At 59.7% G+C, this 22780-nt stretch carries 25 protein-coding genes; 15 read left to right on the plus strand and 10 right to left on the minus strand.

Features of this window, described 5'->3' with window-relative positions; genetic code table 11:
• Positions 1 to 4 precede the first annotated feature (4 nt).
• The 11 genes from J1G35_RS17130 (at position 5) to J1G35_RS17180 (ending at position 10925) form a co-directional block, all read left to right on the plus strand.
• On the plus strand, positions 5 to 1045 hold the full coding sequence (locus J1G35_RS17130) for an ABC transporter substrate-binding protein (RefSeq protein ID WP_053131175.1): 1041 nt from the start codon (positions 5 to 7) through the stop codon (positions 1043 to 1045).
• 68 nt (positions 1046 to 1113) lie between these two features.
• Complete coding sequence (locus J1G35_RS17135; protein ID WP_053131178.1) at positions 1114 to 2361, plus strand: ABC transporter permease; 1248 nt, start codon at positions 1114 to 1116, stop codon at positions 2359 to 2361.
• Between the two features lie 12 nt (positions 2362 to 2373).
• Positions 2374 to 3198, plus strand: a complete 825-nt coding sequence (locus J1G35_RS17140) for an ABC transporter permease (RefSeq protein ID WP_092489587.1) — start codon at positions 2374 to 2376, stop codon at positions 3196 to 3198.
• A gap of 118 nt (positions 3199 to 3316) precedes the next feature.
• Complete coding sequence (locus J1G35_RS17145) at positions 3317 to 4465, plus strand: iron-containing alcohol dehydrogenase (protein ID WP_053131184.1); 1149 nt, start codon at positions 3317 to 3319, stop codon at positions 4463 to 4465.
• Between the two features lie 84 nt (positions 4466 to 4549).
• Entirely contained in the window at positions 4550 to 5224 is a 675-nt protein-coding gene (gene rpe / locus J1G35_RS17150) for a ribulose-phosphate 3-epimerase (RefSeq protein WP_034101050.1), read from the plus strand.
• On the plus strand, positions 5221 to 6039 hold the full coding sequence (locus J1G35_RS17155; protein ID WP_223015519.1) for a phosphoglycolate phosphatase: 819 nt from the start codon (positions 5221 to 5223) through the stop codon (positions 6037 to 6039). The genes rpe and J1G35_RS17155 overlap by 4 nt, the downstream gene beginning before the upstream one ends.
• Positions 6040 to 6109: 70 nt before the next feature.
• Positions 6110 to 7591 carry an anthranilate synthase component I gene (gene trpE, locus J1G35_RS17160; RefSeq protein ID WP_223015520.1) on the plus strand — a complete coding sequence of 494 codons (1482 nt, stop codon included), beginning with the start codon at positions 6110 to 6112 and terminating at the stop codon, positions 7589 to 7591.
• A 10-nt stretch (positions 7592 to 7601) separates the two neighbouring features.
• Positions 7602 to 8195 (plus strand): aminodeoxychorismate/anthranilate synthase component II, encoded by a 594-nt coding sequence (locus J1G35_RS17165; RefSeq protein WP_223015521.1) that lies wholly within the window; start codon positions 7602 to 7604, stop codon positions 8193 to 8195.
• A 9-nt stretch (positions 8196 to 8204) separates the two neighbouring features.
• Entirely contained in the window at positions 8205 to 9254 is a 1050-nt protein-coding gene (gene trpD, locus J1G35_RS17170; RefSeq protein ID WP_053131196.1) for an anthranilate phosphoribosyltransferase, read from the plus strand.
• The gene (gene trpC / locus J1G35_RS17175; RefSeq protein ID WP_053131199.1) at positions 9251 to 10087 is read left to right on the plus strand and encodes an indole-3-glycerol phosphate synthase TrpC; all 837 of its coding nucleotides are present in this window, start codon (positions 9251 to 9253) and stop codon (positions 10085 to 10087) included. Before trpD ends, trpC begins: the two co-directional genes overlap by 4 nt.
• 142 nt (positions 10088 to 10229) lie before the next feature.
• On the plus strand, positions 10230 to 10925 hold the full coding sequence (locus tag J1G35_RS17180) for a lipoate--protein ligase family protein (protein WP_053131201.1): 696 nt from the start codon (positions 10230 to 10232) through the stop codon (positions 10923 to 10925).
• Here J1G35_RS17180 and crp read toward each other — a convergent pair.
• The gene (gene crp, locus J1G35_RS17185) at positions 10922 to 11566 is read right to left on the minus strand and encodes a cAMP-activated global transcriptional regulator CRP (RefSeq protein ID WP_223015522.1); all 645 of its coding nucleotides are present in this window, start codon (positions 11564 to 11566) and stop codon (positions 10922 to 10924) included. The genes J1G35_RS17180 and crp overlap by 4 nt on opposite strands.
• Positions 11567 to 11811: 245 nt before the next feature.
• Between crp and J1G35_RS17190 the strand changes: the two genes are divergently transcribed.
• Positions 11812 to 12234, plus strand: coding sequence for an OsmC family protein (locus J1G35_RS17190; protein ID WP_005792019.1), 423 nt, complete (start codon positions 11812 to 11814; stop codon positions 12232 to 12234).
• A gap of 62 nt (positions 12235 to 12296) precedes the next feature.
• Here the strand turns inward: J1G35_RS17190 and coq7 are convergent, their stop codons facing one another.
• From coq7 to hemJ, 6 genes are all read right to left on the minus strand, one after another.
• The gene (coq7, locus tag J1G35_RS17195) at positions 12297 to 12944 is read right to left on the minus strand and encodes a 2-polyprenyl-3-methyl-6-methoxy-1,4-benzoquinone monooxygenase (protein WP_053131207.1); all 648 of its coding nucleotides are present in this window, start codon (positions 12942 to 12944) and stop codon (positions 12297 to 12299) included.
• Positions 12945 to 13061: 117 nt separating this feature from the next.
• Complete coding sequence (locus tag J1G35_RS17200) at positions 13062 to 13400, minus strand: histidine triad nucleotide-binding protein (protein ID WP_003194682.1); 339 nt, start codon at positions 13398 to 13400, stop codon at positions 13062 to 13064.
• Positions 13401 to 13446: 46 nt separating this feature from the next.
• Complete coding sequence (locus tag J1G35_RS17205) at positions 13447 to 14235, minus strand: SDR family oxidoreductase (protein WP_053131210.1); 789 nt, start codon at positions 14233 to 14235, stop codon at positions 13447 to 13449.
• A gap of 62 nt (positions 14236 to 14297) precedes the next feature.
• Positions 14298 to 15260 carry a DUF805 domain-containing protein gene (locus J1G35_RS17210; RefSeq protein ID WP_223015523.1) on the minus strand — a complete coding sequence of 321 codons (963 nt, stop codon included), beginning with the start codon at positions 15258 to 15260 and terminating at the stop codon, positions 14298 to 14300.
• Positions 15261 to 15329: 69 nt separating this feature from the next.
• Positions 15330 to 16292 (minus strand): nitronate monooxygenase family protein, encoded by a 963-nt coding sequence (locus tag J1G35_RS17215; protein WP_053131216.1) that lies wholly within the window; start codon positions 16290 to 16292, stop codon positions 15330 to 15332.
• Positions 16293 to 16317: 25 nt separating this feature from the next.
• Complete coding sequence (hemJ, locus tag J1G35_RS17220) at positions 16318 to 16746, minus strand: protoporphyrinogen oxidase HemJ (RefSeq protein ID WP_053131219.1); 429 nt, start codon at positions 16744 to 16746, stop codon at positions 16318 to 16320.
• A gap of 134 nt (positions 16747 to 16880) precedes the next feature.
• On the opposite strand from hemJ, the gene argC reads away from it, so the two are divergent.
• The gene (argC, locus tag J1G35_RS17225) at positions 16881 to 17915 is read left to right on the plus strand and encodes an N-acetyl-gamma-glutamyl-phosphate reductase (RefSeq protein WP_027605886.1); all 1035 of its coding nucleotides are present in this window, start codon (positions 16881 to 16883) and stop codon (positions 17913 to 17915) included.
• A 165-nt stretch (positions 17916 to 18080) separates the two neighbouring features.
• Positions 18081 to 18431 (plus strand): iron-sulfur cluster insertion protein ErpA, encoded by a 351-nt coding sequence (gene erpA / locus J1G35_RS17230; RefSeq protein ID WP_003176443.1) that lies wholly within the window; start codon positions 18081 to 18083, stop codon positions 18429 to 18431.
• Between the two features lie 92 nt (positions 18432 to 18523).
• On the opposite strand, the gene J1G35_RS17235 is transcribed toward erpA, so the two are convergent.
• Positions 18524 to 19615 carry an anhydro-N-acetylmuramic acid kinase gene (locus J1G35_RS17235; RefSeq protein ID WP_223015524.1) on the minus strand — a complete coding sequence of 364 codons (1092 nt, stop codon included), beginning with the start codon at positions 19613 to 19615 and terminating at the stop codon, positions 18524 to 18526.
• A gap of 3 nt (positions 19616 to 19618) precedes the next feature.
• Entirely contained in the window at positions 19619 to 21037 is a 1419-nt protein-coding gene (locus tag J1G35_RS17240; RefSeq protein ID WP_223015525.1) for a peptidoglycan DD-metalloendopeptidase family protein, read from the minus strand.
• Positions 21038 to 21246: 209 nt separating this feature from the next.
• On the opposite strand from J1G35_RS17240, the gene tyrS reads away from it, so the two are divergent.
• A complete protein-coding gene (gene tyrS, locus J1G35_RS17245) occupies positions 21247 to 22446 on the plus strand; it encodes a tyrosine--tRNA ligase (protein ID WP_223015526.1) in 1200 nt (399 codons plus the stop codon).
• Between the two features lie 126 nt (positions 22447 to 22572).
• Here the strand turns inward: tyrS and J1G35_RS17250 are convergent.
• On the minus strand, positions 22573 to 22780 hold a 208-nt coding region (locus J1G35_RS17250), incomplete at its 5' end, for a hypothetical protein (protein WP_223015527.1).

The following is a 22780-nucleotide window of genomic DNA, read 5'->3' on the forward strand; positions in this document are numbered from 1 at the left end:
AACAATGTTGAGATCCCTGAAGTATTCCGTCCTGGCCCTGAGCTTGATGGGCGCTACACAGGCCATGGCCGGCCCGGACCTGACCGTCGTGTCCTTTGGCGGCGCGAACAAGGCTGCACAGGTCAAGGCTTTCTATGCCCCGTGGGAAAGCGCGGGCAACGGCAAGATTGTCGCCGGTGAGTACAACGGTGAGATGGCCAAGGTGAAAGCCATGGTCGACACCAAGAGCGTGTCCTGGGACCTGGTGGAAGTGGAATCGCCGGAATTGTCCCGTGGCTGTGACGAAGACATGTTCGAGCCGCTGGACCCGAAACTGTTCGGTAACAGCGCCGACTACGTGAAGGGCGCGATCCAGCCGTGCGGTGTGGGCTTCTTCGTATGGTCGACCGTTCTGGCCTACAACGCGGACAAACTGGCTTCCGCGCCAACCAGCTGGGCGGATTTCTGGGACACCAAGAAATTCCCGGGCAAGCGCGGCCTGCGCAAGGGCGCCAAGTACACCCTGGAATTCGCCTTGATGGCCGACGGCGTGGCGCCGAAGGACGTGTACAAAGTGCTGGCCGGCAAAGATGGCCAGGACCGTGCGTTCAAGAAGCTCGACGAACTCAAGCCGTCGATCCAATGGTGGGAAGCTGGCGCACAACCGCCGCAATACCTTGCCTCGGGTGACGTGGTGATGAGCTCGGCCTACAACGGCCGTATTGCCGCCGTGCAAAAAGAAAGCAACCTGAAAGTGGTGTGGAACGGCGGCATCTACGACTTCGACGCTTGGGCCATTCCTAAAGGCCTGGCCAAGGACCGTGCTGAAGCAGCGAAGAAATTCATCGCCTTCTCGGTACAGCCGCAGCAGCAGAAGACCTACTCGGAAAACATCGCCTACGGCCCGGCCAACACCCAAGCCGTTCCGTTGCTGGCCAAGGACATCCTCAAGGATATGCCGACTACGCCAGAGAACATCGCCAACCAAGTGCAGATCGACGTGAGCTTCTGGGCAGATAACGGCGAGCAGTTGGAGCAGCGTTTCAACTCCTGGGCTGCCAAGTAACCATGTGGGAGGGGGCAAGCCCCCTCCCACAGGGGTGTGCATTCATTTTTAATGATTCGGAGTCAGCCATGGCTATCGCCGTTCCCTCGAACGAGGTCAACAGCCCCACCCTCAAGCAGCGCCTGGCGCGTGCCGAGCGGCTCAATCGCTGGAAGGCCCAGGCCTTGATTGCGCCGCTGGTGCTGTTTTTGCTGCTGGTGTTCCTGGTGCCGATTGTTGCGCTGCTGTTTAAAAGCGTCGGCAACCCGGAAGTGGTGGGCGGTCTGCCGCGTACCGTGGTGGCGGTGACGGCCTGGGACGGTCGTGGTCTGCCGGGTGAGCCGGTGTATCAGGCCCTGAGTGAGGACCTGGGCGAGGCGCGTAAAAACCAGACCCTGGGCGATCTGTCCAAACGCTTGAACATGGAACTGGCCGGCTATCGCAGCCTGCTGACCAAAACCGCGCGGGCGCTGCCGTTTACCGAAGCGCCTGCCTCTTATAAAGAAGCGCTGGAAAACCTCGACGAACGCTGGGGCGACCCGGCGTACTGGCAGGCGATCCGGCGTAATACCAGCAGCCTGACACCCTTCTACCTGCTGGCGGCTGTCGATCACCGCATCGACGACCTTGGCGAAGTGGCCCCGGCCACCCCTGATCAGGCGATCTACCTGGACATCTTCGCCCGCACCTTCTGGATGGGCCTGGTGATCACCGCCATCTGCCTGTTGCTGGCGTACCCGCTGGCGTACTTGCTGGCCAACCTGCCGGCGCGCAAAAGCAACCTGCTGATGATTCTGGTGTTGCTGCCGTTCTGGACCTCGATCCTGGTGCGGGTGGCGGCGTGGATCGTGCTGCTGCAATCCGGCGGGCTGATCAACAGTGCGCTGATGGGCATGGGCCTGATCGACAAACCCCTGGAGCTGGTGTTCAACCGCACCGGGGTCTACATCTCCATGGTGCATATCCTGCTGCCGTTCATGATTTTGCCGATCTACAGCGTGATGAAAGGCATCTCGCCCACCTACATGCGTGCGGCGATCTCCCTGGGCTGTCACCCGTTTGCCAGCTTCTGGCGCGTGTACTTCCCACAGACGTATGCCGGTGTCGGCGCCGGCTGCCTGTTGGTGTTCATCCTGGCCATTGGTTACTACATCACCCCGGCGCTGCTGGGCAGCCCGAACGACCAGATGGTCAGCTACTTCGTGGCTTTCTACACCAACACCAGCATCAACTGGGGCATGGCGACGGCGTTGGGCGGCTTGCTGCTGCTGGCGACCGTGGTGCTGTACCTGATCTATAACCGGCTGGTGGGCGCCAGTCGCCTGCGCCTGAGCTGAGGAGACCTTGCGATGCTGAGCCCTTATATGTCACCAGTGGAACGGGTGTGGTTCTACAGCTTGCGGATCCTCTGCGGCTTGATCCTGTTGTTCCTGATATTGCCTGTGCTGGTCATCATCCCGCTGTCGTTCAACAGCGGCAGTTTCCTGGTGTATCCGCTGCAAGGCTTCTCGCTGCACTGGTACCAGGATTTCTTCGCCTCGGCGGAATGGATGCGTGCGCTGAAGAACAGCATCATCGTCGCCCCGGCGGCCACGGTGCTGGCCATGGTGTTCGGCACCCTGGCGGCGATCGGCCTGACCCGTGGGAATTTCCCCGGCAAGGCGTTGGTGATGGCCCTGGTGATTTCACCGATGGTGGTGCCGGTGGTGATTATCGGTGTGGCCAGCTACCTGTTTTTTGCGCCACTGGGCCTGGGCAACAGTTTCTTCTCGCTGATCGTGGTGCATGCCGTGCTCGGCGTGCCGTTTGTGATCATCACCGTGTCGGCGACCTTGCAGGGTTTCAACCATAACCTGGTACGGGCCGCCGCCAGCCTGGGCGCCTCGCCATTGACGGCGTTTCGTCGGGTGACCCTGCCGCTGATTGCGCCGGGGGTGATCTCCGGTGCGCTGTTTGCCTTCGCGACTTCGTTCGATGAGGTGGTAGTGACGCTGTTCCTCGCCGGCCCCGAGCAAGCGACCCTGCCGCGCCAGATGTTCAGCGGCATCCGCGAAAACCTCAGCCCGACGATTGCGGCGGCGGCGACCTTGCTGATTGCCTTCTCGGTCGTGCTGTTGTTGACCCTGGAGTGGCTGCGCGGCCGTAGCGAAAAACTGCGCACTGCCCAAGTCTAAAGCCCCGCACAGCCCCCTCCCACAGGGGGGGCTGTGACCATTCAGCGTCTGAATGGAAGACAACCCGATCCAGTCAGCTACTCTTGTGCCAGCCCAACACCGATAAGAGGCCGCGCACATGAGTACTTCCTCATTCAAGATCGCCCACAAACTGCTGACTGGCGCTGGCGCCATTGAACAACTGGCCGCCGAGCTGACGCGCCTGGATGTGGATAACCCCTTGATTGTCACCGACGCGGCGCTGGTCAAGTCCGGCACCGTGGCGCTGGCGCTCGAGCACCTGGGTGAACGCCCTTACGAGATTTTCGACCGCGTGCTGCCCGACCCGGAAATTTCCATTGTTGAAGATTGCATGCAGGCGTACCGCGATGGCGGGCACGACGGCCTGATCGGCGTGGGCGGCGGCAGTGCCATCGACATAGCCAAGAGCGTTGCCGCCTATGCCGGTTACCACGGCGCCCTGGCCGATTTGTTTGGCGTCGACCAGGTGCCGCGCAAGGGCCCGCCGCTGATCGCCATCCCGACCACGGCCGGCACCGGCTCGGAAGTGACCAATGTGGCGATCCTCTCTGACAAGGTCGCGCAGTTGAAGAAAGGCATCGTCAGCGACTACCTGCTGCCGGACGTCGCGCTGATCAGCCCGCAAATGACCCTGACCTGCCCGCGCAGTGTTACCGCCGCCAGCGGCGTGGATGCGCTGGTGCATGCCATTGAGTCCTACCTTTCCCTGAATGCCTCGCCGATCACCGATGCCCTGGCCATCGGTGCGATCAAGCTGATCGCCAAGGCGCTGCCCAAGGCCTACGCCAACCCGGCCAACCTGCAGGCCCGCGATGATATGGCCACCGCCAGCCTGATGGCCGGCATGGCCTTTGGCAATGCGGGGGTGGGCGCGGTGCATGCGTTGGCCTACCCGTTGGGCGGGCGGTTCAATATCGCCCATGGCGTGAGCAATGCGCTGTTGCTGCCGTACGTGATGCACTGGAACAAACTGGCCTGTGTCGAGCGCATGCAGGACATTGCCCAGGCCATGGGTGTGAATGTCATCGGCTTGAGTGTCAACGATGCGGCTGACCAGGCCGTCGAGGCGATGACGCGCTTGTGTGCCGCGGTGGAGATTCCTTCCGGCCTGCGCAGTTTCGGGGTTCCCGAGGACGCCATCCCGGCCATGGCCACGGAAGCGGCGGGTATCGAGCGCTTGATGCGCAACAACCCGCGCAAGCTCAGTGCGGCCGATATCGAGAAAATCTATCGGGCGGCTTACTAGCCGTTGAGTTAGGTCACGGTGCGCAGGGCAAAGCATGAGGTATACAATGCGCGCCATCGTGATTTAGCTCAAAAAAGGTGCGTCATGCAGCCCTTCGTTATCGCTCCATCGATTCTCTCCGCCGATTTCGCCCGCCTGGGTGAGGAAGTGGACAAGGTGTTGGCCGCAGGTGCCGATTTCGTGCACTTCGATGTCATGGACAACCACTACGTGCCCAACCTGACCATCGGCCCGATGGTCTGCGCGGCGCTGCGCAAGTACGGCATCACTGCGCCGATCGATGCGCACCTGATGGTCAGCCCGGTGGATCGCATCATCGGTGACTTCGTTGAAGCGGGTGCTACCTACATCACCTTCCACCCGGAAGCCTCGCTGCACGTCGACCGCACCTTGCAATTGATCCGCGAAGGCGGCTGCAAGGCCGGCCTGGTGTTCAACCCGGCCACCCCGCTGGACGTGCTCAAGTACGTGATGGACAAGGTCGACATGGTGTTGCTGATGAGCGTCAACCCAGGCTTTGGCGGGCAGAAGTTCATCCCCGGCACCCTCGACAAGCTGCGTGAAGCCCGTGCGCTGATCGATGCGTCGGGCCGTGACATCCGCCTGGAAATCGACGGTGGGGTCAACGTCAACAATATCCGTGAAATCGCTGCTGCTGGCGCCGACACCTTCGTGGCCGGCTCGGCGATCTTCAACGCTCCTGACTATCAAGAGGTCATCGCCAAGATGCGCGCCGAACTGGCGCTGGCGCGTCCATGAGCGGCTTTGAGCAGCTGTTCCCCGGCAAACTGCCACGGCTGGTGATGTTCGATCTGGACGGTACCTTGATCGACTCGGTACCGGACCTGGCGGCGGCGGTGGATGAGATGCTGCTCAAGCTGGGGCGCAAGCCGGCGGGGGTCGAGTCAGTACGCCAATGGGTTGGCAATGGCGTGCAGATGCTGGTGCGCCGGGCCCTGGCCAATCACATCGATGCCGAAGGTGTCGATGATGTCGAGGCCGAGCACGCCCTGGAACTGTTCAATGTTGCCTATGAGCGCAGCCACGAACTGACCGTGGTCTACCCCGGCGTACGCGACACCCTCAAATGGCTGAGCAAGCAGGGCGTGGAAATGGCCCTGATTACCAACAAGCCGGAGCGCTTCGTCGCGCCGCTGTTGGACCAGATGAAAATCGGCCGTTATTTTCGCTGGATCATCGGTGGCGATACCTTGCCGCAGAAGAAGCCCGACCCGGCGGCACTGTTTTTCGTGATGAAAATGGCCAATATTCCGGCGTCCCAGTCGTTGTTTGTCGGCGATTCACGCAGTGACGTGCTGGCGGCGAAAGCGGCCGGCGTGCAGTGCGTGGCCCTGAGTTACGGCTACAACCATGGTCGTCCCATCGCCGAAGAGTCGCCGTCGCTGGTGATTGATGACCTGAGACTGCTAATCCCCGGTTGCTTGGGAGCTGGCGCTGAGATAACGTTGCCCGACATCGATCCGTCCCCTTCTGGAAATTCCATCGTGGTGGTCACTCGCAAACTCTGGATGAAAGTCATCAAGGCCCTGGCCCGCTGGCGTTGGCGCGCCTGACTGATCCTGGCCGCGCCATGCGGCACGTTTGCATACCTGACTGTTAGACCCTCACGCCACGAGGCACCCCATGATCCGCGAAGAATTCCTGCGTTTGGCCGCTGCCGGCTATAACCGTATCCCCCTGGCCTGCGAAACCCTGGCCGACTTCGACACGCCGCTGTCGATCTACCTGAAACTGGCCGACCAGCCCAACTCCTACCTGCTGGAGTCGGTACAGGGCGGCGAGAAGTGGGGCCGTTACTCGATCATCGGCCTGCCATGCCGCACGGTGCTGCGGGTGCATGACCATCATGTGAGCATCACCCATGATGGCGTCGAGATCGAAAGTCATGACGTCGAAGACCCGCTGGCCTTCGTCGAAGCCTTCAAGGCGCGCTACAACGTGCCGACCATCCCTGGCCTGCCGCGCTTCAACGGCGGCCTGGTGGGGTACTTCGGCTACGACTGCGTGCGCTATGTGGAAAAACGCCTGGGCAAATGCCCGAACCCGGACCCGCTGGGCGTGCCGGACATTCTGCTGATGGTCTCCGACGCGGTGGTGGTGTTCGATAACCTCGCTGGCAAGATGCACGCGATCGTGCTCGCCGACCCGTCCCAGGTCGACGCCTTCGAGCAAGGCCAGGCCAGCCTCGAAGCACTGTTGGAAAAACTGCGCCAGCCGATCACCCCGCGTCGCGGCCTAGACCTCAGCCGGCCGCCGGCAGCTGACCCGGTGTTCCGCTCCAGCTTTACCCAGGATGACTACGAGCGCGCGGTCGATACCATCAAGGAATACATCCTCGCCGGCGACTGCATGCAGGTGGTGCCGTCGCAACGCATGTCCATCGACTTCAAGGCTGCACCCATTGACCTGTACCGGGCGCTGCGCTGCTTCAACCCGACGCCGTACATGTACTTCTTCAACTTTGGCGACTTCCACGTGGTGGGCAGCTCGCCGGAAGTGCTGGTGCGTGTCGAGGACAACCTGATCACCGTGCGTCCGATTGCCGGCACACGCCCGCGTGGCGCGACCGAAGAAGCGGATGTGGCGCTCGAGGAAGACCTGCTCAGCGACGACAAGGAAATCGCCGAACACCTGATGTTGATCGACCTGGGCCGCAATGACACCGGGCGTGTCTCGGAAATCGGTTCGGTGAAGTTGACCGAGAAGATGGTCATTGAGCGTTATTCCAACGTGATGCACATCGTGTCCAACGTTACCGGCGAGTTGAAGGCCGGGCTGACCGCGATGGATGCATTGCGGGCGATTCTGCCGGCGGGCACCTTGTCGGGCGCGCCGAAGATCCGTGCGATGGAAATCATCGACGAACTGGAACCGGTCAAGCGGGGTGTCTATGGCGGCGCCGTGGGGTATTTCGCCTGGAACGGCAACATGGACACCGCTATTGCGATTCGCACGGCGGTGATCAAGGACGGGGAGTTGCATGTGCAGGCCGGTGGCGGGATTGTCGCCGACTCGGTGCCGGCCCTCGAATGGGAAGAAACCCTGAACAAGCGCCGCGCGATGTTCCGCGCCGTAGCGCTGGCTGAACAGACCCCCAATTCTTGAGGTTTCCCCCATGTTGCTGATGATTGATAACTACGATTCCTTTACCTACAACGTTGTGCAGTACCTGGGGGAGCTGGGGGCCGAGGTCAAGGTGGTTCGCAATGACGAACTGACCGTGGCCGAAATCGCCGCCCTGAACCCGGAGCGCATCGTGGTTTCGCCGGGGCCCTGCACGCCGACCGAGGCGGGTATTTCCCTCGAAGCGATCAAGTATTTCGCCGGCAAGCTGCCGATCCTGGGCGTCTGCCTGGGCCACCAGTCCATCGGCCAGGCCTTTGGTGGTGACGTGGTGCGCGCGCGCCAGGTGATGCACGGCAAGACCAGCCCGGTATTCCATAAGGACCTGGGCGTATTCCAGGCACTCAACAACCCGGTGACCGTGACCCGCTACCACTCGCTGGTGGTCAAGCGTGAAACCCTGCCGGATTGCCTGGAACTGACCGCCTGGACCCAGCTTGAAGACGGCTCCGTCGACGAGATCATGGGCCTGCGCCACAAGACACTGAACGTCGAAGGGGTGCAATTTCACCCCGAATCGATCCTGACCGAGCAGGGCTACGAGCTGTTCGCCAACTTTCTCAAGCAGAGCGGCGGCACGCGCTAAGGACTTTCCATGGATATCAAGACTGCCCTGAGCCGTATCGTCGGCCATCTGGACCTGAGCACCGCTGAAATGAGCGATGTGATGCGCGAGATCATGACCGGTCAATGCACCGACGCGCAGATCGGCGCGTTCATGATGGCGATGCGCATGAAGAGCGAAAGCATCGACGAGATCGTCGGCGCCGTAACGGTGATGCGTGAGCTGGCGGACAAGGTCGAGCTCAAGACCCTCGACGGCGTGGTCGACGTGGTCGGCACCGGCGGTGATGGTGCGAATATCTTCAACGTCTCGACGGCCTCTTCCTTTGTGGTCGCGGCGGCAGGCTGCACCGTGGCCAAGCATGGCAACCGCGCGGTGTCCGGCAAGAGCGGCAGTGCCGACCTGCTGGAAGCGGCCGGCATCTACCTGAACCTCACTCCGGTTCAAGTGGCGCGCTGCATCGATAACGTCGGCATCGGTTTCATGTTTGCCCAATCCCACCATGGTGCGATGAAGCACGCTGCGGGTCCGCGTAAAGACCTGGGCCTGCGCACGCTGTTCAACATGCTCGGCCCGCTTACGAATCCGGCCGGTGTGAAGCACCAGGTGGTGGGCGTGTTCAGCCAGGCGCTGTGCCGGCCATTGGCTGAAGTGCTGCAGCGCATGGGCAGCAAGCATGTGCTGGTGGTGCATTCCAAAGACGGCCTGGACGAGTTCAGCCTGGCTGCGCCAACGTTTGTGGCGGAGCTGAAGAATGACCAGATCACCGAATACTGGGTCGAGCCGGAAGACCTGGGCATGAAGAGCCAGAGCCTGCATGGTCTGGCGGTGGAAAGCCCGGCGGCGTCCCTGGAACTGATTCGCGATGCCCTGGGGCGTCGCAAGACTGAGAACGGTCAAAAAGCCGCGGAAATGATTGTTCTGAATGCTGGCGCGGCACTTTACGCTGCCGACCATGCCTATAGTCTTAAGGAAGGTGTCGAATTGGCCCACGATGCGCTGCACACCGGTCTGGCTCGTGAAAAGCTCGAAGAGCTGGGAGCATTCACCGCTGTATTCAAGATGGAGAATGAAGGATGAGTGTTCCGACCGTTCTGGAAAAAATCCTCGCCCGCAAGGCCGAAGAAGTGGCCGAGCGCCGCGCCCGTGTGAGCCTGTCCGAGTTGGAAGCACAGGCGAAAATCGCCGATGCCCCACGCGGCTTTGCCAATGCCTTGATCGCCCAGGCCAAGCTCAAGCAGCCCGCCGTCATCGCCGAGGTCAAGAAGGCCTCGCCGAGCAAAGGTGTAATCCGCGAAAACTTTGTCCCGGCCGACATCGCCGCCAGCTACGAGAAGGGCGGGGCGACGTGCCTGTCGGTGCTGACCGATATCGACTACTTCCAAGGCTCCGACCTGTTCCTGCAGCAGGCCCGCGCCGCGTGCAAGTTGCCGGTGATCCGCAAGGATTTCATGGTTGACCCGTACCAGATCGTCGAAGCCCGTGCCTTGGGCGCCGACTGTGTATTGTTGATCGTCTCCGCATTGGATGACGTGAAGATGGCCGAGCTGGCGGCCGTGGCCAAGAGCGTCGGTCTGGATGTGCTGGTGGAAGTGCACGACGGCGATGAGCTGGAGCGCGCGCTGAAAACCCTCGACACACCGCTGGTGGGGGTCAACAACCGCAATCTGCACACCTTTGAAGTCAGCCTGGAAAACACCCTCGACCTGCTGCCGCGTATTCCGCGTGACCGCCTGGTGATCACCGAGAGTGGCATCGTCAACCGTGCCGATGTGGAGCTGATGGAAATCAGTGGGGTGTACTCGTTCCTGGTGGGCGAGACCTTCATGCGTGCGGAAAACCCTGGGGCGGAGCTGCAGCGTCTGTTCTTCCCGGAGCGTGGCGTGGCGGTCAGTGGTTCGACTCTCGATTGATTTGAAATGCGATCGAAATGTTTGAGGGGGCTTGCCCCCGATGGCGGCGGTTCAGTTGGAGCATCCTTGACTGACACACCGCTATCGGGGCGAGCCCCCTCCCACATTTGGGTTTGTGTTTATTCAGATAGGTAGGTGCCCATTGATCCAGCCAGTGTCGATGCGTGTTGAAGCAGGCCTTGCCGCCGAGCAAGACCTGCTGGCCGCCGTATGCGCGGGTGAGTCGCAGTGTGGGCTGCTGTTCTGGCAGCCCAGCGATCAGGCGCTGGTGATGCCGCGTCGTCTGAGTCGCTTGCCCGCGTTTGAAGCGGCGAGCCGGGTCTCGGCGGATGCCGGTTGGCCGGTGCTCTTGCGCGAAACTGGCGGCGAACCGGTGCCGCAGTCCAGCGCCACCGTCAATATCGCCTTGGTTTACGCTCCCCCGCGCAGTGAAGGCGATCAGGGACGTATCGAAACCGGTTATCAGCGTCTATGCCAACCGATCTGCGATTTGCTCATCGAGCTGGGCGGGGATGCCTCCGTCGGCGAAATTGACGGAGCGTTCTGCGACGGTCGTTACAACGTTAACCTCAACGGTCGCAAAATGGTCGGCACTGCCCAGCGCTGGCGACAGAGTGGTGGCCGCCCGGTGGGGTTGGTGCACGGTGCGTTGTTGCTGGATAACGATCGCGAAGAACTGATCGCGGCGGTCAATCGCTTCAACGAAGCCTGCGGCCTGGAGCAGCGGGTGCGTGCCGACAGCCATATCGCCCTGCACGAAGCATTCCCCGCGCCGGATGCAATCAGCCGGCTGGACACCCTGTACCGTCAAATGCTGGCCAGCTTCCTGCCGGGTTAACGGGTACCGAACACCACCATCGTCTTGCCTTTGACGTGCACCAGGTTGCGCTCTTCCAGGTCTTTGAGCACGCGGCCGACCATCTCCCGTGAACAGCCGACGATACGTCCGATCTCTTGGCGCGTGACTTTGATTTGCATGCCATCAGGGTGTGTCATGGCGTCGGGCTGCTTGCACAACTCCAGCAGGCAGCGCGCCACACGCCCGGTGACGTCGAAGAACGCCAGGTCGCCGACCTTGCGCGTGGTGTCTCGCAGGCGCTGGGCGATCTGACCGCTGAGGGCATAGAGGATGTCGGGATCCTGTTGGGCCAACTCGCGAAACTTCGTGTAGCTGATTTCGGCCACTTCGCACTCGACCTTGGCCCGTACCCAGGCGCTACGCTCCTGTTCCTTGCCGGCTTGTTCAAACAGCCCTAACTCCCCGAAGAAATCTCCGGTATTAAGGTAGGCGATGATCATTTCGCGACCGTCTTCATCCTCGATCAGGATGGTGACCGAGCCTTTGATAATGAAGAACAGTGTTTCGGAGCGTTCGCCAGCACAGATGATGTTGTGCTTGGCCGGGTAGCGCCGGCGTTGGCAGTGCATCAGCAACTTGTCGAGATTTTTGATCTTGGGTATGGGCGTCAGAGCAACCATGGTTGTATCCCGAAAGTCGGCACGAGGTGGTTGGGATTGTTGTAGTCAGCGGTATCGGCATTGATACACGTTGTATGAGGGTGGCAATACGCCACTCATTTGGCGCCAGCTTAACAGACACATTCTGACTCGATTAGCGAATTTACCGAGCAACCCCCCGTTATTGATCGCTTTGATGGGAAACCCTGCCGCGTCCGGGCCCTGTGCTAAGCTGGCGACCCTTTTTTAGCAGTGGAGTCTGGGCGATGAAGGCACGCATCCAATGGGCGGGCGAAGCCATGTTCCTCGGTGAGTCGGGCAGCGGCCATGTGGTGGTCATGGATGGCCCGCCGGAAGCCGGTGGCCGTAACCTGGGCGTACGCCCGATGGAAATGCTTCTGCTTGGTGTGGGCGGTTGCAGCAATTTCGACGTGGTCAGCATCCTGAAAAAATCCCGCCAGGCCGTAGAAAGCTGCGAAGCCTTCCTGGAAGCCGAGCGCGCCACTGAAGATCCCAAGGTGTTCACCAAGATCCACATGCATTTTGTGGTGAAGGGCCGGGCGTTGAAAGAAGCCCAGGTCAAGCGTGCCATCGAGTTGTCGGCGGAGAAGTACTGCTCAGCGTCGATCATGCTCGGCGCAGCCGGTGTGGCCATCACTCATGATTACGAGATCATCGAGTTGGGTTGATCGCCAATAGGCAAAAGAAAAGGGCGCTTCGAGAGCGCCCTTTTTTGCAGGTGCGGGTTGGGTCAGATGCGGTAGGTACTTTTGGTCATGACCTTGGCCAGCAGGCTCATGCCGAATCTCACTGGCGCCGGGAAGCGGAAACCGCCTGCATCCAATGCACTTTCTGCGTGGTGCGCTTCATCGATGCGCATCTGCTCAAGAATTGCCCGGGACTTTTCGTCGTCGGCTGGCAGTTGTTCCAGGTGTTCATCCAGATGCTTGCACACTTGATGTTCAGTCGCGGCGACAAAGCCGAGGCTGACCTTGTCGCTGATCAGGCCGGCAGCAGCGCCGATGCCAAACGACAAGCCGTAAAACAGTGGGTTGAGCACGCTGGGGTGGCTGCCCAACTGACGAATACGTTGCTCACACCAAGCCAGGTGATCGATTTCTTCTTCGGCGGCGTGCTCCATGGCTGCACGTACCTGCGGCAGCTTGGCGGTCAGGGCCTGGCCTTGGTACAGCGCCTGGGCACAGACTTCGCCGGTATGGTTGATGCGCATCAGGCCAGCCACATGACGGGTGTCGGTCTCGCTCATCTGCGCATCAGGCTGCAGGATGGCGGGCGACGGACGGTAGGGTTGGCCGCTGAAGGGCAGCAACGTGCGCATGGCCATGTCGGCTTGCAGCAACAGACGGTCTATCGGCGAGTAGTGACGTTGGGTAGTCATGCTGACCTCCAGGAAGAATCTCGGCGGCCAGTTTACCGCAAGAGAGAGGAACGCGTTTGCCCTGAGTCAAGGGCATGGGGTCGCAGCCTTGGACCGCGCCCCTTGCAGCGGGCTATTTCAGCCCGGCGGCCAGTTCATCTGGCGCTGACCCAGTACATGCATATGGATGTGGTAAACCGTCTGCCCACCGTCTTCATTGCAGTTCATCACCACGCGGAAACCTTTCTCGCAGCCTTGCTCCACTGCCAAGCGTTGGGCGGTGAACAGAATATGGCCGGCCAGGGCTTTATCGTCCTCGGTCAGGTCATTCAATGTACGGATAGGTTTCTTCGGGATAACCAGAAAATGTACCGGCGCCTGTGGGGCAATATCGTGGAAGGCGAGGACTTGATCATCTTCGTAGATAATCTTCGCGGGTATTTCTCTGTTGATGATCTTGGTGAACAGAGTATCCACAGCTGTTTCTCCATTATGAAAGTGCAAGGTGAGTGTACTCAGGCGATCAGCGTGGGCAATAGGCCTTGTTGATGGCGCCGGCGATCTTGCGGGTCAGCCATCGCGGGCTGAAACGCGGGCTGAAGGCCAGCCAGCGATTACGTCGCCCGGGAATGATGATGGCTTTGTTCTTTTCCAGTGCGCGCACGGTATAGAGCGCCACTTCTTCCGGGCTCATCAATTGCTCGCTGCGGTCGAGTTTGGCGGTGTCCATCTGCGCTGTACCGAAGAAGGCGGTGCGCGTAGGGCCTGGGCAAAGCACCGAGACCTTGATGCCACAGGTCTTGAGTTCTTCGCGCAAGCCTTCGGAGAAATGCAGCACATAGGCCTTGCTGGCGTAGTAGCTACTCATCCAGGGTCCGGGTTGGAACGCTGCGACCGAGGCGACGTTGAGAATCTGTCCGCCGCCTTGCAGCGCCATGGTATTGCCCAGGGCGTGGCACATGCGGGTGAGGGCGAGGATGTTGACTTCGATGAGGTCTTGCTCGGTCATCCAGTCCTGAGCCAGGAATGGCCCACTGGTGCCAATGCCAGCGCAGTTCACCAGCAAATCGATCTGCCGCTCGCCTTCTTCCAGCTCCAGCAGGAACCCGGACAAGCGCAATGGCTCACCCAGGTCGCATGCCCGAAACAGCACCTCGACGCCGAAGCGTTGGGTCAATTCGATTGCAATGCTTTCCAACTGATCACGCTGGCGGGCCACCAGAATCAAGCTGCGGCCGCGACGGGCCAGGGCCTCGGCCAAAGCCAGGCCGATGCCGCTGGAGGCACCGGTGATCAGAGCGTAACGGGTCATGCCTTTCTCCATCGCAACGCGCTGCGCCTGGGATGGAGGCATCACAGGCGCGGGGCGTTTCTTTACTGTTCTGGAGAGTCTACAGGTTCGGCCGCGTCGTCAGCACTTTGCGCGTCTTCTTCCTCGACGATCACGCTTTGGTCGGCGTCGTCATCGGAGGTGATGGAGCTGCTTTCGTAGCTGCTATCCACGTTGGCTTCGAGTTGGTCCAAGTAGCCGTTCATGCCCAGCGTTACCACGATGATGAGCATCAGCGGAATGAATGCCAGCCACAGCGAGGCCAGGACTTTCACCGCAGTGGAGTTGCGCGGTGGCGGTGCGCCGTACTGGTTGGCGCCCGCATTACCCGGCAAAACCAGCAGCAGAAGCGGGAAAATGCTGTTCACCAGCGGTACCAGGTTCAGCAAGTAAAGCCATCCGGACCAGCCCAGGTCGTGCAGGCGTTGAACGCCGATTTGAACGCTGACCCAGACCAGTGCCACAAACAACGCGAGACCGAGCAGCACGCCGAGGAGGGTGCCTGCTGTCGGCGAGGCGGTGGCCACGGCAAAGCTGACGGTACTGATGATGCCACCCGCTACCAACAGCGTGAGGGTCAGCACCAACGTCCAGGCGAGATAACGCAGGCGGCCGATCCGTCCGTGGATCGTGAAGACCTTGAGGGTGGAGTACTCCGGCAGGTTCTCACCTACGGCGGCGCGTGGCGGTGCGTAGGGGGAAGCGGCTGGACGAGAGAAGTCAGTGGCGGCGGAACCTGTCTCGTGGGTTTCGGCGAGGCTGAAGGCCACGGGTTGTTCTGCTTCGATACGCGCATCGACCCCGGCGTTTTTCAGCGCAGTGAGGTAGGTTTCGGCGTCGGGGCGGGACAGGTCACGCTTCAGCGCAACGGGGCGGCCTGTGAAGAGTTTCTCGATTTCCTCGACTGTGCTCTTGAACAGTTCAGCCAGGTTCAGCTTGGCCGTGGTGCTTTCGACACCCGGGAGCAAGGCTCCATCAAACACAATCTTGAAACGGTTGTCGCTCATGCGGGCATCCTTGTCACGGAATCAGTGGGGTAGTGCAGGCCTGCTCAATCGGCAGGCCGTGCGGTTGGGTCAGCGTGGCCAGCGTAACTGCGCCGCCTGCTCGAGCGCCTTGCGGTATTCGGCATCCAGACGGGCAACGAGTTCATCGACGCTGGGTAAATCATTGATCTCACCGACGCCTTGGCCAGCGGACCATACGGTCTTCCAGGCCTTGGCTTCGTCGCTCAACGGTTTGAGCTTGGAGCCGAAGTTTACTTCGCCTTTGCCTTGCAGGGCAGCGAGGTCGAAACCGGCGTTTTCCAGGCTCTGGCGCATAAAGCTTGCAGGCACACCGGAGACAGCAGGAGTGTGCACGATGTCAGCGGCGCGCGATGTGAGCAGCATCTCTTTATACGCATCTGGCGCGTGGCTTTCAGTGGTCCCGATAAAACGTGTGCCGAAATAGGCCAGGTCTGCCCCCAGCAACTGGGCGGCGAGGATCTCATGGCCGTGGTTAAGGCAGCCGGCCAGCAGCAGGGTTTTATCGAAGAATTGGCGGATTTCCGCGATCAGCGAGAATGGGCTCCAGGTGCCGGCATGGCCGCCGGCGCCTGCGGCGACGGCGATCAGGCCGTCCACGCCGGCTTCAGCGGCTTTTTCAGCATGGCGCCGGGTAGTGACGTCGTGAAACACCAGGCCGCCGTAGCTGTGCACAGCATCCACCAACTCCTTCACCGCGCCCAGGCTGGTGATGACGATGGGTACCTTGTGTTCAACACAGATCGCCAGGTCCGCCTCCAGGCGAGGGTTGCTGTTGTGCACAATCAGGTTGACGGCGTAGGGGGCTGGATTGTCCAACTGCGCCAGACCCGCTTCGATTTCCTGCAGCCAGGCCTTGAAACCACTGCTCTCGCGTTGGTTGAGCGCCGGGAAACTGCCGACCACGCCATTGCGGCAGCAGGCCAGTACCAGTTGCGGATTGGAAATCAGGAACATCGGCGCAGCCACCACGGGCAGGCGCAGACGTTGTTCAAGCAGAGCGGGCAGCGACATTTGGAGGTACCCCGAATAATTGAAGTTAGAACGGTTTGACCACGACCAAAATTACGATTGCCAGCAATATCAGAACCGGGACCTCATTGAACCAGCGATAAAAGACATGGCTGCGGGTGTTTTCGCCACGGGCGAAACGTTTTACCTGCGCGCCGCACATGTGGTGGTAACCAATCAGGAACACTACCAGGGTCAACTTGGCGTGGATCCAGGCGCCGGATTTAAAAATGCCGGGGTTAAGGGCTATCAGCCAGATACCAAACACCAGGCTGGCCAGCATCGCCGGGCCCATGATGCCGCGGTACAACTTGCGCTCCATGACGCTGAAGCGTTCCTTGCTGACGGTGTCTTCGCTCTGTGCGTGGTAGACGAACAGGCGTGGCAGGTAGAACAGCCCGGCAAACCAGCAGACGATGCTGACGATATGGAAGGCTTTGACCCATAGATAAAGCATTTTTAGTTATTCCCAGGTTCACGGTAGCGAAGATAGTAGTGGCTCATGCGCCCGTACGTCACGTTGACGGTTGTCGCAGGACGATGCGGCCCCTATTATCGACGGCTTTCCAGTGGTTCGTTGAGGGCAGGTTTATGGTCAAGGTCGGTATCGTCGGCGGCACAGGTTACACCGGTGTCGAATTGCTGCGTCTGTTGGCTCAGCATCCGCAAGCTGAGGTGGTGGTCATTACCTCTCGATCCGAGGCCGGCCTGGCCGTGGCCGATATGTACCCGAACCTGCGAGGCCACTACGACGGCCTGGCGTTCAGTGTTCCGGACATCAACACTCTTGGCGCCTGCGATGTCGTGTTCTTTGCCACCCCTCATGGCGTTGCCCATGCGTTGGCTGGCGAACTGCTTGCCGCTGGCACCAAGGTCATCGACCTGTCGGCTGACTTCCGCCTGCAAGACGCCGACGAATGGGCCAAATGGTACGGCCAGCCGCACGGTGCTCCGGAACTGTTGGAAGAGGCGGTGTACGGCCTGCCGGAAGTCAATCGTGAACAGATCAAGCAGGCGCGTCTGATCGCTGTGCCGGGTTGCTATCCGACGGCGACGCAACTGGGATTCCTGCCGTTGCTGGAAGCTGGGTTGGCGGATGCTTCGCGCCTGATCGCAGACTGCAAGTCGGGCGTCAGCGGCGCCGGCCGTGGTGCAGCGGTCGGTTCGCTGTACTCCGAGACGTCGGAAAGCATGAAGGCCTACGCAGTAAAAGGGCATCGCCATTTGCCGGAAATCCGCCAGGGGCTGCGTCGCGCCGCCGGCAAGGACGTTGGCCTGACCTTCGTGCCACACCTGACGCCGATGATTCGTGGCATTCATTCCACGTTGTATGCCACCGTAGTCGATCGTTCGGTAGACCTGCAGGCTTTGTTTGAAAAGCGTTATGCCAACGAGCCGTTCGTCGATGTTATGCCTGCCGGCAGCCATCCGGAAACCCGCAGCGTGCGAGGCGCTAACGTGTGCCGTATTGCGGTGCATCGTCCGCAGGATGGTGACCTGGTGGTGGTGTTGTCGGTGATCGATAACCTGGTCAAGGGCGCGTCGGGCCAGGCGGTGCAGAACATGAACATCCTGTTTGGCCTGGATGAAAAGCTGGGCCTGTCCCACGCCGGCATGCTGCCTTAAGACGATTTCCTGAATGTACAAAAGGCCCGTTGATCGGGCCTTTTGTGTTTCTAATGGCGGCGATGCAGATTGATATACCGTAACAATAGTTGACCGCTTTTCTAGGAGAAGCGGATAATGCCCGCCATTACGCATATGGCGGCGTTACGCCGGGAGATTATCAGCATGAGCGTTGAATCCTTCACCCCCACGGCTTTGCAATTCACCCACGGTGCTGCGCACAAGGTGAAGAGCCTGGTCGATGAAGAGGGTAATGATCGCTTGAAGCTGCGCGTATTCGTTACGGGCGGCGGTTGTTCAGGGTTTCAGTACGGTTTCACCTTCGATGAAGATGTGGCCGACGATGACACCATTGTTGAACGCGAGGGTGTGAGCCTGGTTGTGGACCCGATGAGTTTTCAATACTTGGCAGGCGCCGAGGTGGATTATCAGGAAGGTCTTGAGGGTTCGCGTTTTGTGATCAAGAACCCTAACGCCACCACCACGTGTGGTTGTGGGTCTTCGTTTTCGATCTGATTGATAGCCTGATCCAAAACGAATAAAAAACGCCGCTTGGCTTTGATCGGCCAAGCGGCGTTTTTGTGTCTGAGTATCCTGGTGGAAGGCAGTCAGGCGGGGTAGATCGCGCCGAGTACGCGTAGTCCGCGTGCTCCGGTGACGCTGGGCCGGTTGGCGGTAATGCCTTCCAGGCAGCAGTGAGCCAGCCAGGCGAAGGCCATGGCTTCGACCCAGTCAGGATCTACGCCATAAGTGGCAGTGCTACTGACTTGGGTAGATGGCAGCAGGGCGGCCAGGCGGTTCATCAATGTAAGGTTATGGGCGCCGCCACCACAGACCAGCAGGGTTTCGGTCTGGGGTTGTGCCGTTTGCAGGGATTCGACGATGGTCAAGGCGGTCAATTCCAGCAAGGTGGCCTGGACGTCCTGGGGAGGGAATGCTGGCAGGCTGCCAAGGTGCTGCTGCAGCCACGCCAGGTTGAAGACTTCGCGCCCGGTGCTCTTCGGCCCTTTAGTTATAAAGAATGGGTCGCTGAGTAGCGTCTTGAGCAGTTGTGGCTCGACGTTGCCACCGGCTGCCCATTGGCCGTCACGATCAAAGTGTTCGCCGCGCTGGTGGTGGATCCAGGCGTCCAGCAGGACGTTGCCGGGACCGCAGTCGAAGCCGGCGACAGGCTTGCCGGTCTCGATCAGGCTCAGGTTGCTGAAACCGCCGATATTCAATACTGCACGGTGGCCGGTGCTTTCACCAAACAACGCTTCATGAAATGCGGGTACCAGAGGCGCACCCTGGCCGCCAGCGGCGACATCGCGGCTGCGGAAGTCGCTGACTACGGTGATGCCCGTCAGCTCCGTGAGCAGCGCCGGGTTACCGATCTGCACGGTGAAGCCTCGGGCGGGCTCGTGGCGGATGGTCTGGCCATGGCTGCCGATCGCGCGTATGTCCCGAGGCTTGAGGTTTTGCTGGTCGAGCAGGGTGTGAATGCCCCGGGCGGCGAGAGTGACCCAGTGCTGCTGGGCAATCGCTGAGCGGGCAATCTCATCCGGGCCGCTGGCGCACAGGCTTAACAGTTCTGCGCGCAGGGTGTCCGGCATGGGGGTGTAGTGGGTGGCGATCAGATTGACCGCCGAGTCTTGTTCGATCAGGGCGATATCCAGGCCATCGAGGCTGGTCCCGGACATCACACCTATATAGAGCGCCATCCCTTAGCGCTTCGCCGAGGCCAGCAGGGTGGAGCGCTCCTGATCCATGCGCGCCATCAGCGGCTGGCTTTGTTGCATGAAGCGCGCGCGTTCGGCCTTGGCGATCGGGTCGGCCATCGGCAGTTTCTGGCCCAGCGGGTCAACGTGTACGCCATTGACCTGGAACTCATAGTGCAAGTGCGGGCCGGTGGATAGGCCAGTGGTGCCGATATAACCGATCACTTGGCCCTGCTTCACATTGCCGCCAGTTTTCACGCCCTTGGCGAAACCTTGCATATGGCCGTACAGGGTGCGGTAGGTGTTGCCGTGCTGGATGATTACCGTGTTGCCGTAGCCACCACGACGCCCGGCGAGCAGGACCTTGCCATCACCGGCAGCCTTGATGGGCGTACCGCGCGGGGCGGCATAGTCGACGCCTTTGTGGGCGCGGATTTTGTTCAGAATTGGATGCTTGCGACCCATGGAGAAACGCGAGCTAATACGAGCGAAATCCACCGGGGTGCGGATAAAGGCCTTGCGCATGCTGTTGCCATCAGCGGTGTAGTAGCTGCTGTTGCCTTGCTTGTTGGTGTAACGGACGGCGGTGTAGGTCTTGCCGCGGTTGGTGAAGCGTGCGGAAAGAATGTTGCCGGTGCCGACCACTTTGCCGTTGGCGACTTTCTGCTCGTAGATCACGTCGAATTCATCGCCCTGGCGGATGTCCTGGGCGAAGTCGATGTCGTAACCAAACACGCTGGCCATGTCCATGGTCATGCTATGGGACAGGCCGGCGCGTGCGGCAGATTGTGACAGTGAGCTGTTGATCACGCCGTGAACGTAGGCGGAGCGCATGACTGGCTTGGTAGTGGTGCGGTTGAAGGCAAAGCCTTTGGCGCCTTTTGTAAGGGAGATGCTTTCGAGGTCGCTGACGTTAGTGTGCAGGTTGTTCAACTGACCGTCTGGTGTCAGTTCGAACTCAAGTTTCTGGCCGTGCTTGAGTTGGGTGAATTGCTTGGCTTGTTTATCACTGGCCAGCACGTCGTTAACGGTTGCTGCGGAAAGGCCTACTTTCTCGAACAGGGTCGAGAGCGTGTCGCCTTTGGCCACCGTCACTTCGCGATGTTGAGGGTTCTTGGCAGCGTCTACTACGGACTTTTTCTGTTCCTGAGCGGCTTGCTGGGTATCTTCCGGCGTGTTTTCTATCTGGGCAAACGGTGATTCAACTGGAGCATTTGTGGCTTGTTGGGCATCGGAAGCGTCTTGATCTTGTGTCAGTTGTTCAACCGGACTCTCCAAGTCAAGGCTCAGGGATGTTCGTTTGGCTTCTACGTCACTGGAAGGGAATACCAGGAGTGCCAGGCTGAGAAGGGCGGCGATACCACTTGCAGCGAGCAGGTGGGTCTTCGGGTAAAGCGGCGGCGCTTTAGACGGTTCAGTGGTCATAGGTAATTTTGACTTTGAAGATGAAATGGAAAAGATGAATGACATGATGAAGATGAAATAACTGTATAAAATATAACCAAATCATCTGTGGCGCAAGCTCGCGAACGCTGGGCTTGCTGAACGGTGTCCGTGCGCAGGGCAAAACTTGTAATTAGTCCCTGATCTTGTATGGTTGGTTCCCTTTTGAATCTGAGCCTTGCGGGTCTGTTATGAAGTCGGTTGAAGAGCAGCTAGCGCTGATAAAACGTGGTGCGGAAGAACTGTTGGTCGAGGCTGAGCTGATCGAGAAGCTCAAGCGTGGCCAACCCCTGCGTATTAAGGCTGGCTTCGATCCAACGGCGCCGGACCTGCACCTGGGTCATACCGTGCTTATTAATAAGCTGCGTCAGTTCCAGGAGCTGGGGCATCAGGTGATCTTCCTTATCGGTGATTTCACCGGGATGATCGGCGACCCGAGCGGTAAGAGTGCTACACGTCCGCCGCTGACCCGTGAGCAGGTTCTCGATAATGCCGAGACCTATAAGACCCAGGTATTCAAGATCCTTGACCCGGCCAAGACCGAGGTGGCGTTTAACTCTACCTGGATGGATCAGATGGGGCCGGCGGATTTCATTCGCCTGACGTCTCAGTACACGGTTGCGCGGATGCTTGAGCGCGATGACTTCGATAAGCGCTACTCCACTAATCAGCCGATAGCCATTCATGAGTTCCTGTATCCGCTGGTCCAGGGCTATGACTCGGTGGCGTTGCGTGCCGATGTGGAGCTGGGTGGGACCGACCAGAAGTTTAACCTGCTGATGGGGCGCGAGCTGCAGCGGGCTTATGGTCAGGAGGCTCAGTGCATTTTGACCATGCCTTTGCTGGAGGGGTTGGACGGCGTCAAGAAGATGTCCAAGTCTCTGGGTAACTATGTAGGGATCCAGGAGGCGCCGGGTGTCATGTACGGCAAGCTGGTCTCCATTCCTGATGCGCTGATGTGGCGTTATTTCGAACTGTTGAGCTTCCGCTCGATGGATGAAATCAATGCGCTGCGTGCTGATGTTGAGGCGGGTGCTAATCCGCGTGATGTGAAGATTAAGTTAGCCGAAGAGATCGTTGCTCGTTTTCATGGTGAGGAGGCTGCGGCTAATGCTCATCGTGCGGCGGGTAATCGCATGAAGGATGGCGAGCTGCCGGATGATCTGCCTGAGATTGAATTGACTGCTGTCGAAGCCATGCCGATTGCTGCTGTCCTTAATAAGGCAGGTCTAGTGAAGAACTCCGCGGTTGCGCGTGATCTCCTGGGTTCTGGTGGTGTGCGTATAGATGGTGAGGTGGTAGATCGCACCTTTATATACGAACTGGGCGCTACCCACATTTGCCAGGCAGGGAAGAAGGCATTTGCGCGTATTACGCTCAAAACCGAATGACCTGAAATTAAGTGTTGACGGCGAATTATATCTGTCTATAATTCGCCCCACTTCCGGCGCAGTCGAAACGTAAAACTCCTTGATAAACAAAGAGTTATGCAAGATTAGACAGCGGTTTGCTTCAGTTCATCGAAGTCCAGAAGGAGTTGATAGTGTCGTGTTATTTGGCTCTATTAACGATTCGATCTTCTCGGTCGAAAGCGGAGAAAAAGAGGTGTTGACAGCAGCGTGTAACGCTGTAGAATTCGCCTCCCGCTGACGAGAGATCGGAAGCGCAAGTGGTTGAAGTTGTTGAAGAAATCTTCGAAAGCTTCTGAAAATAATCACTTGACAG

Source organism: Pseudomonas sp. SH10-3B (assembly GCF_019891415.1).
In the GTDB taxonomy this organism is placed as follows: domain Bacteria; phylum Pseudomonadota; class Gammaproteobacteria; order Pseudomonadales; family Pseudomonadaceae; genus Aquipseudomonas.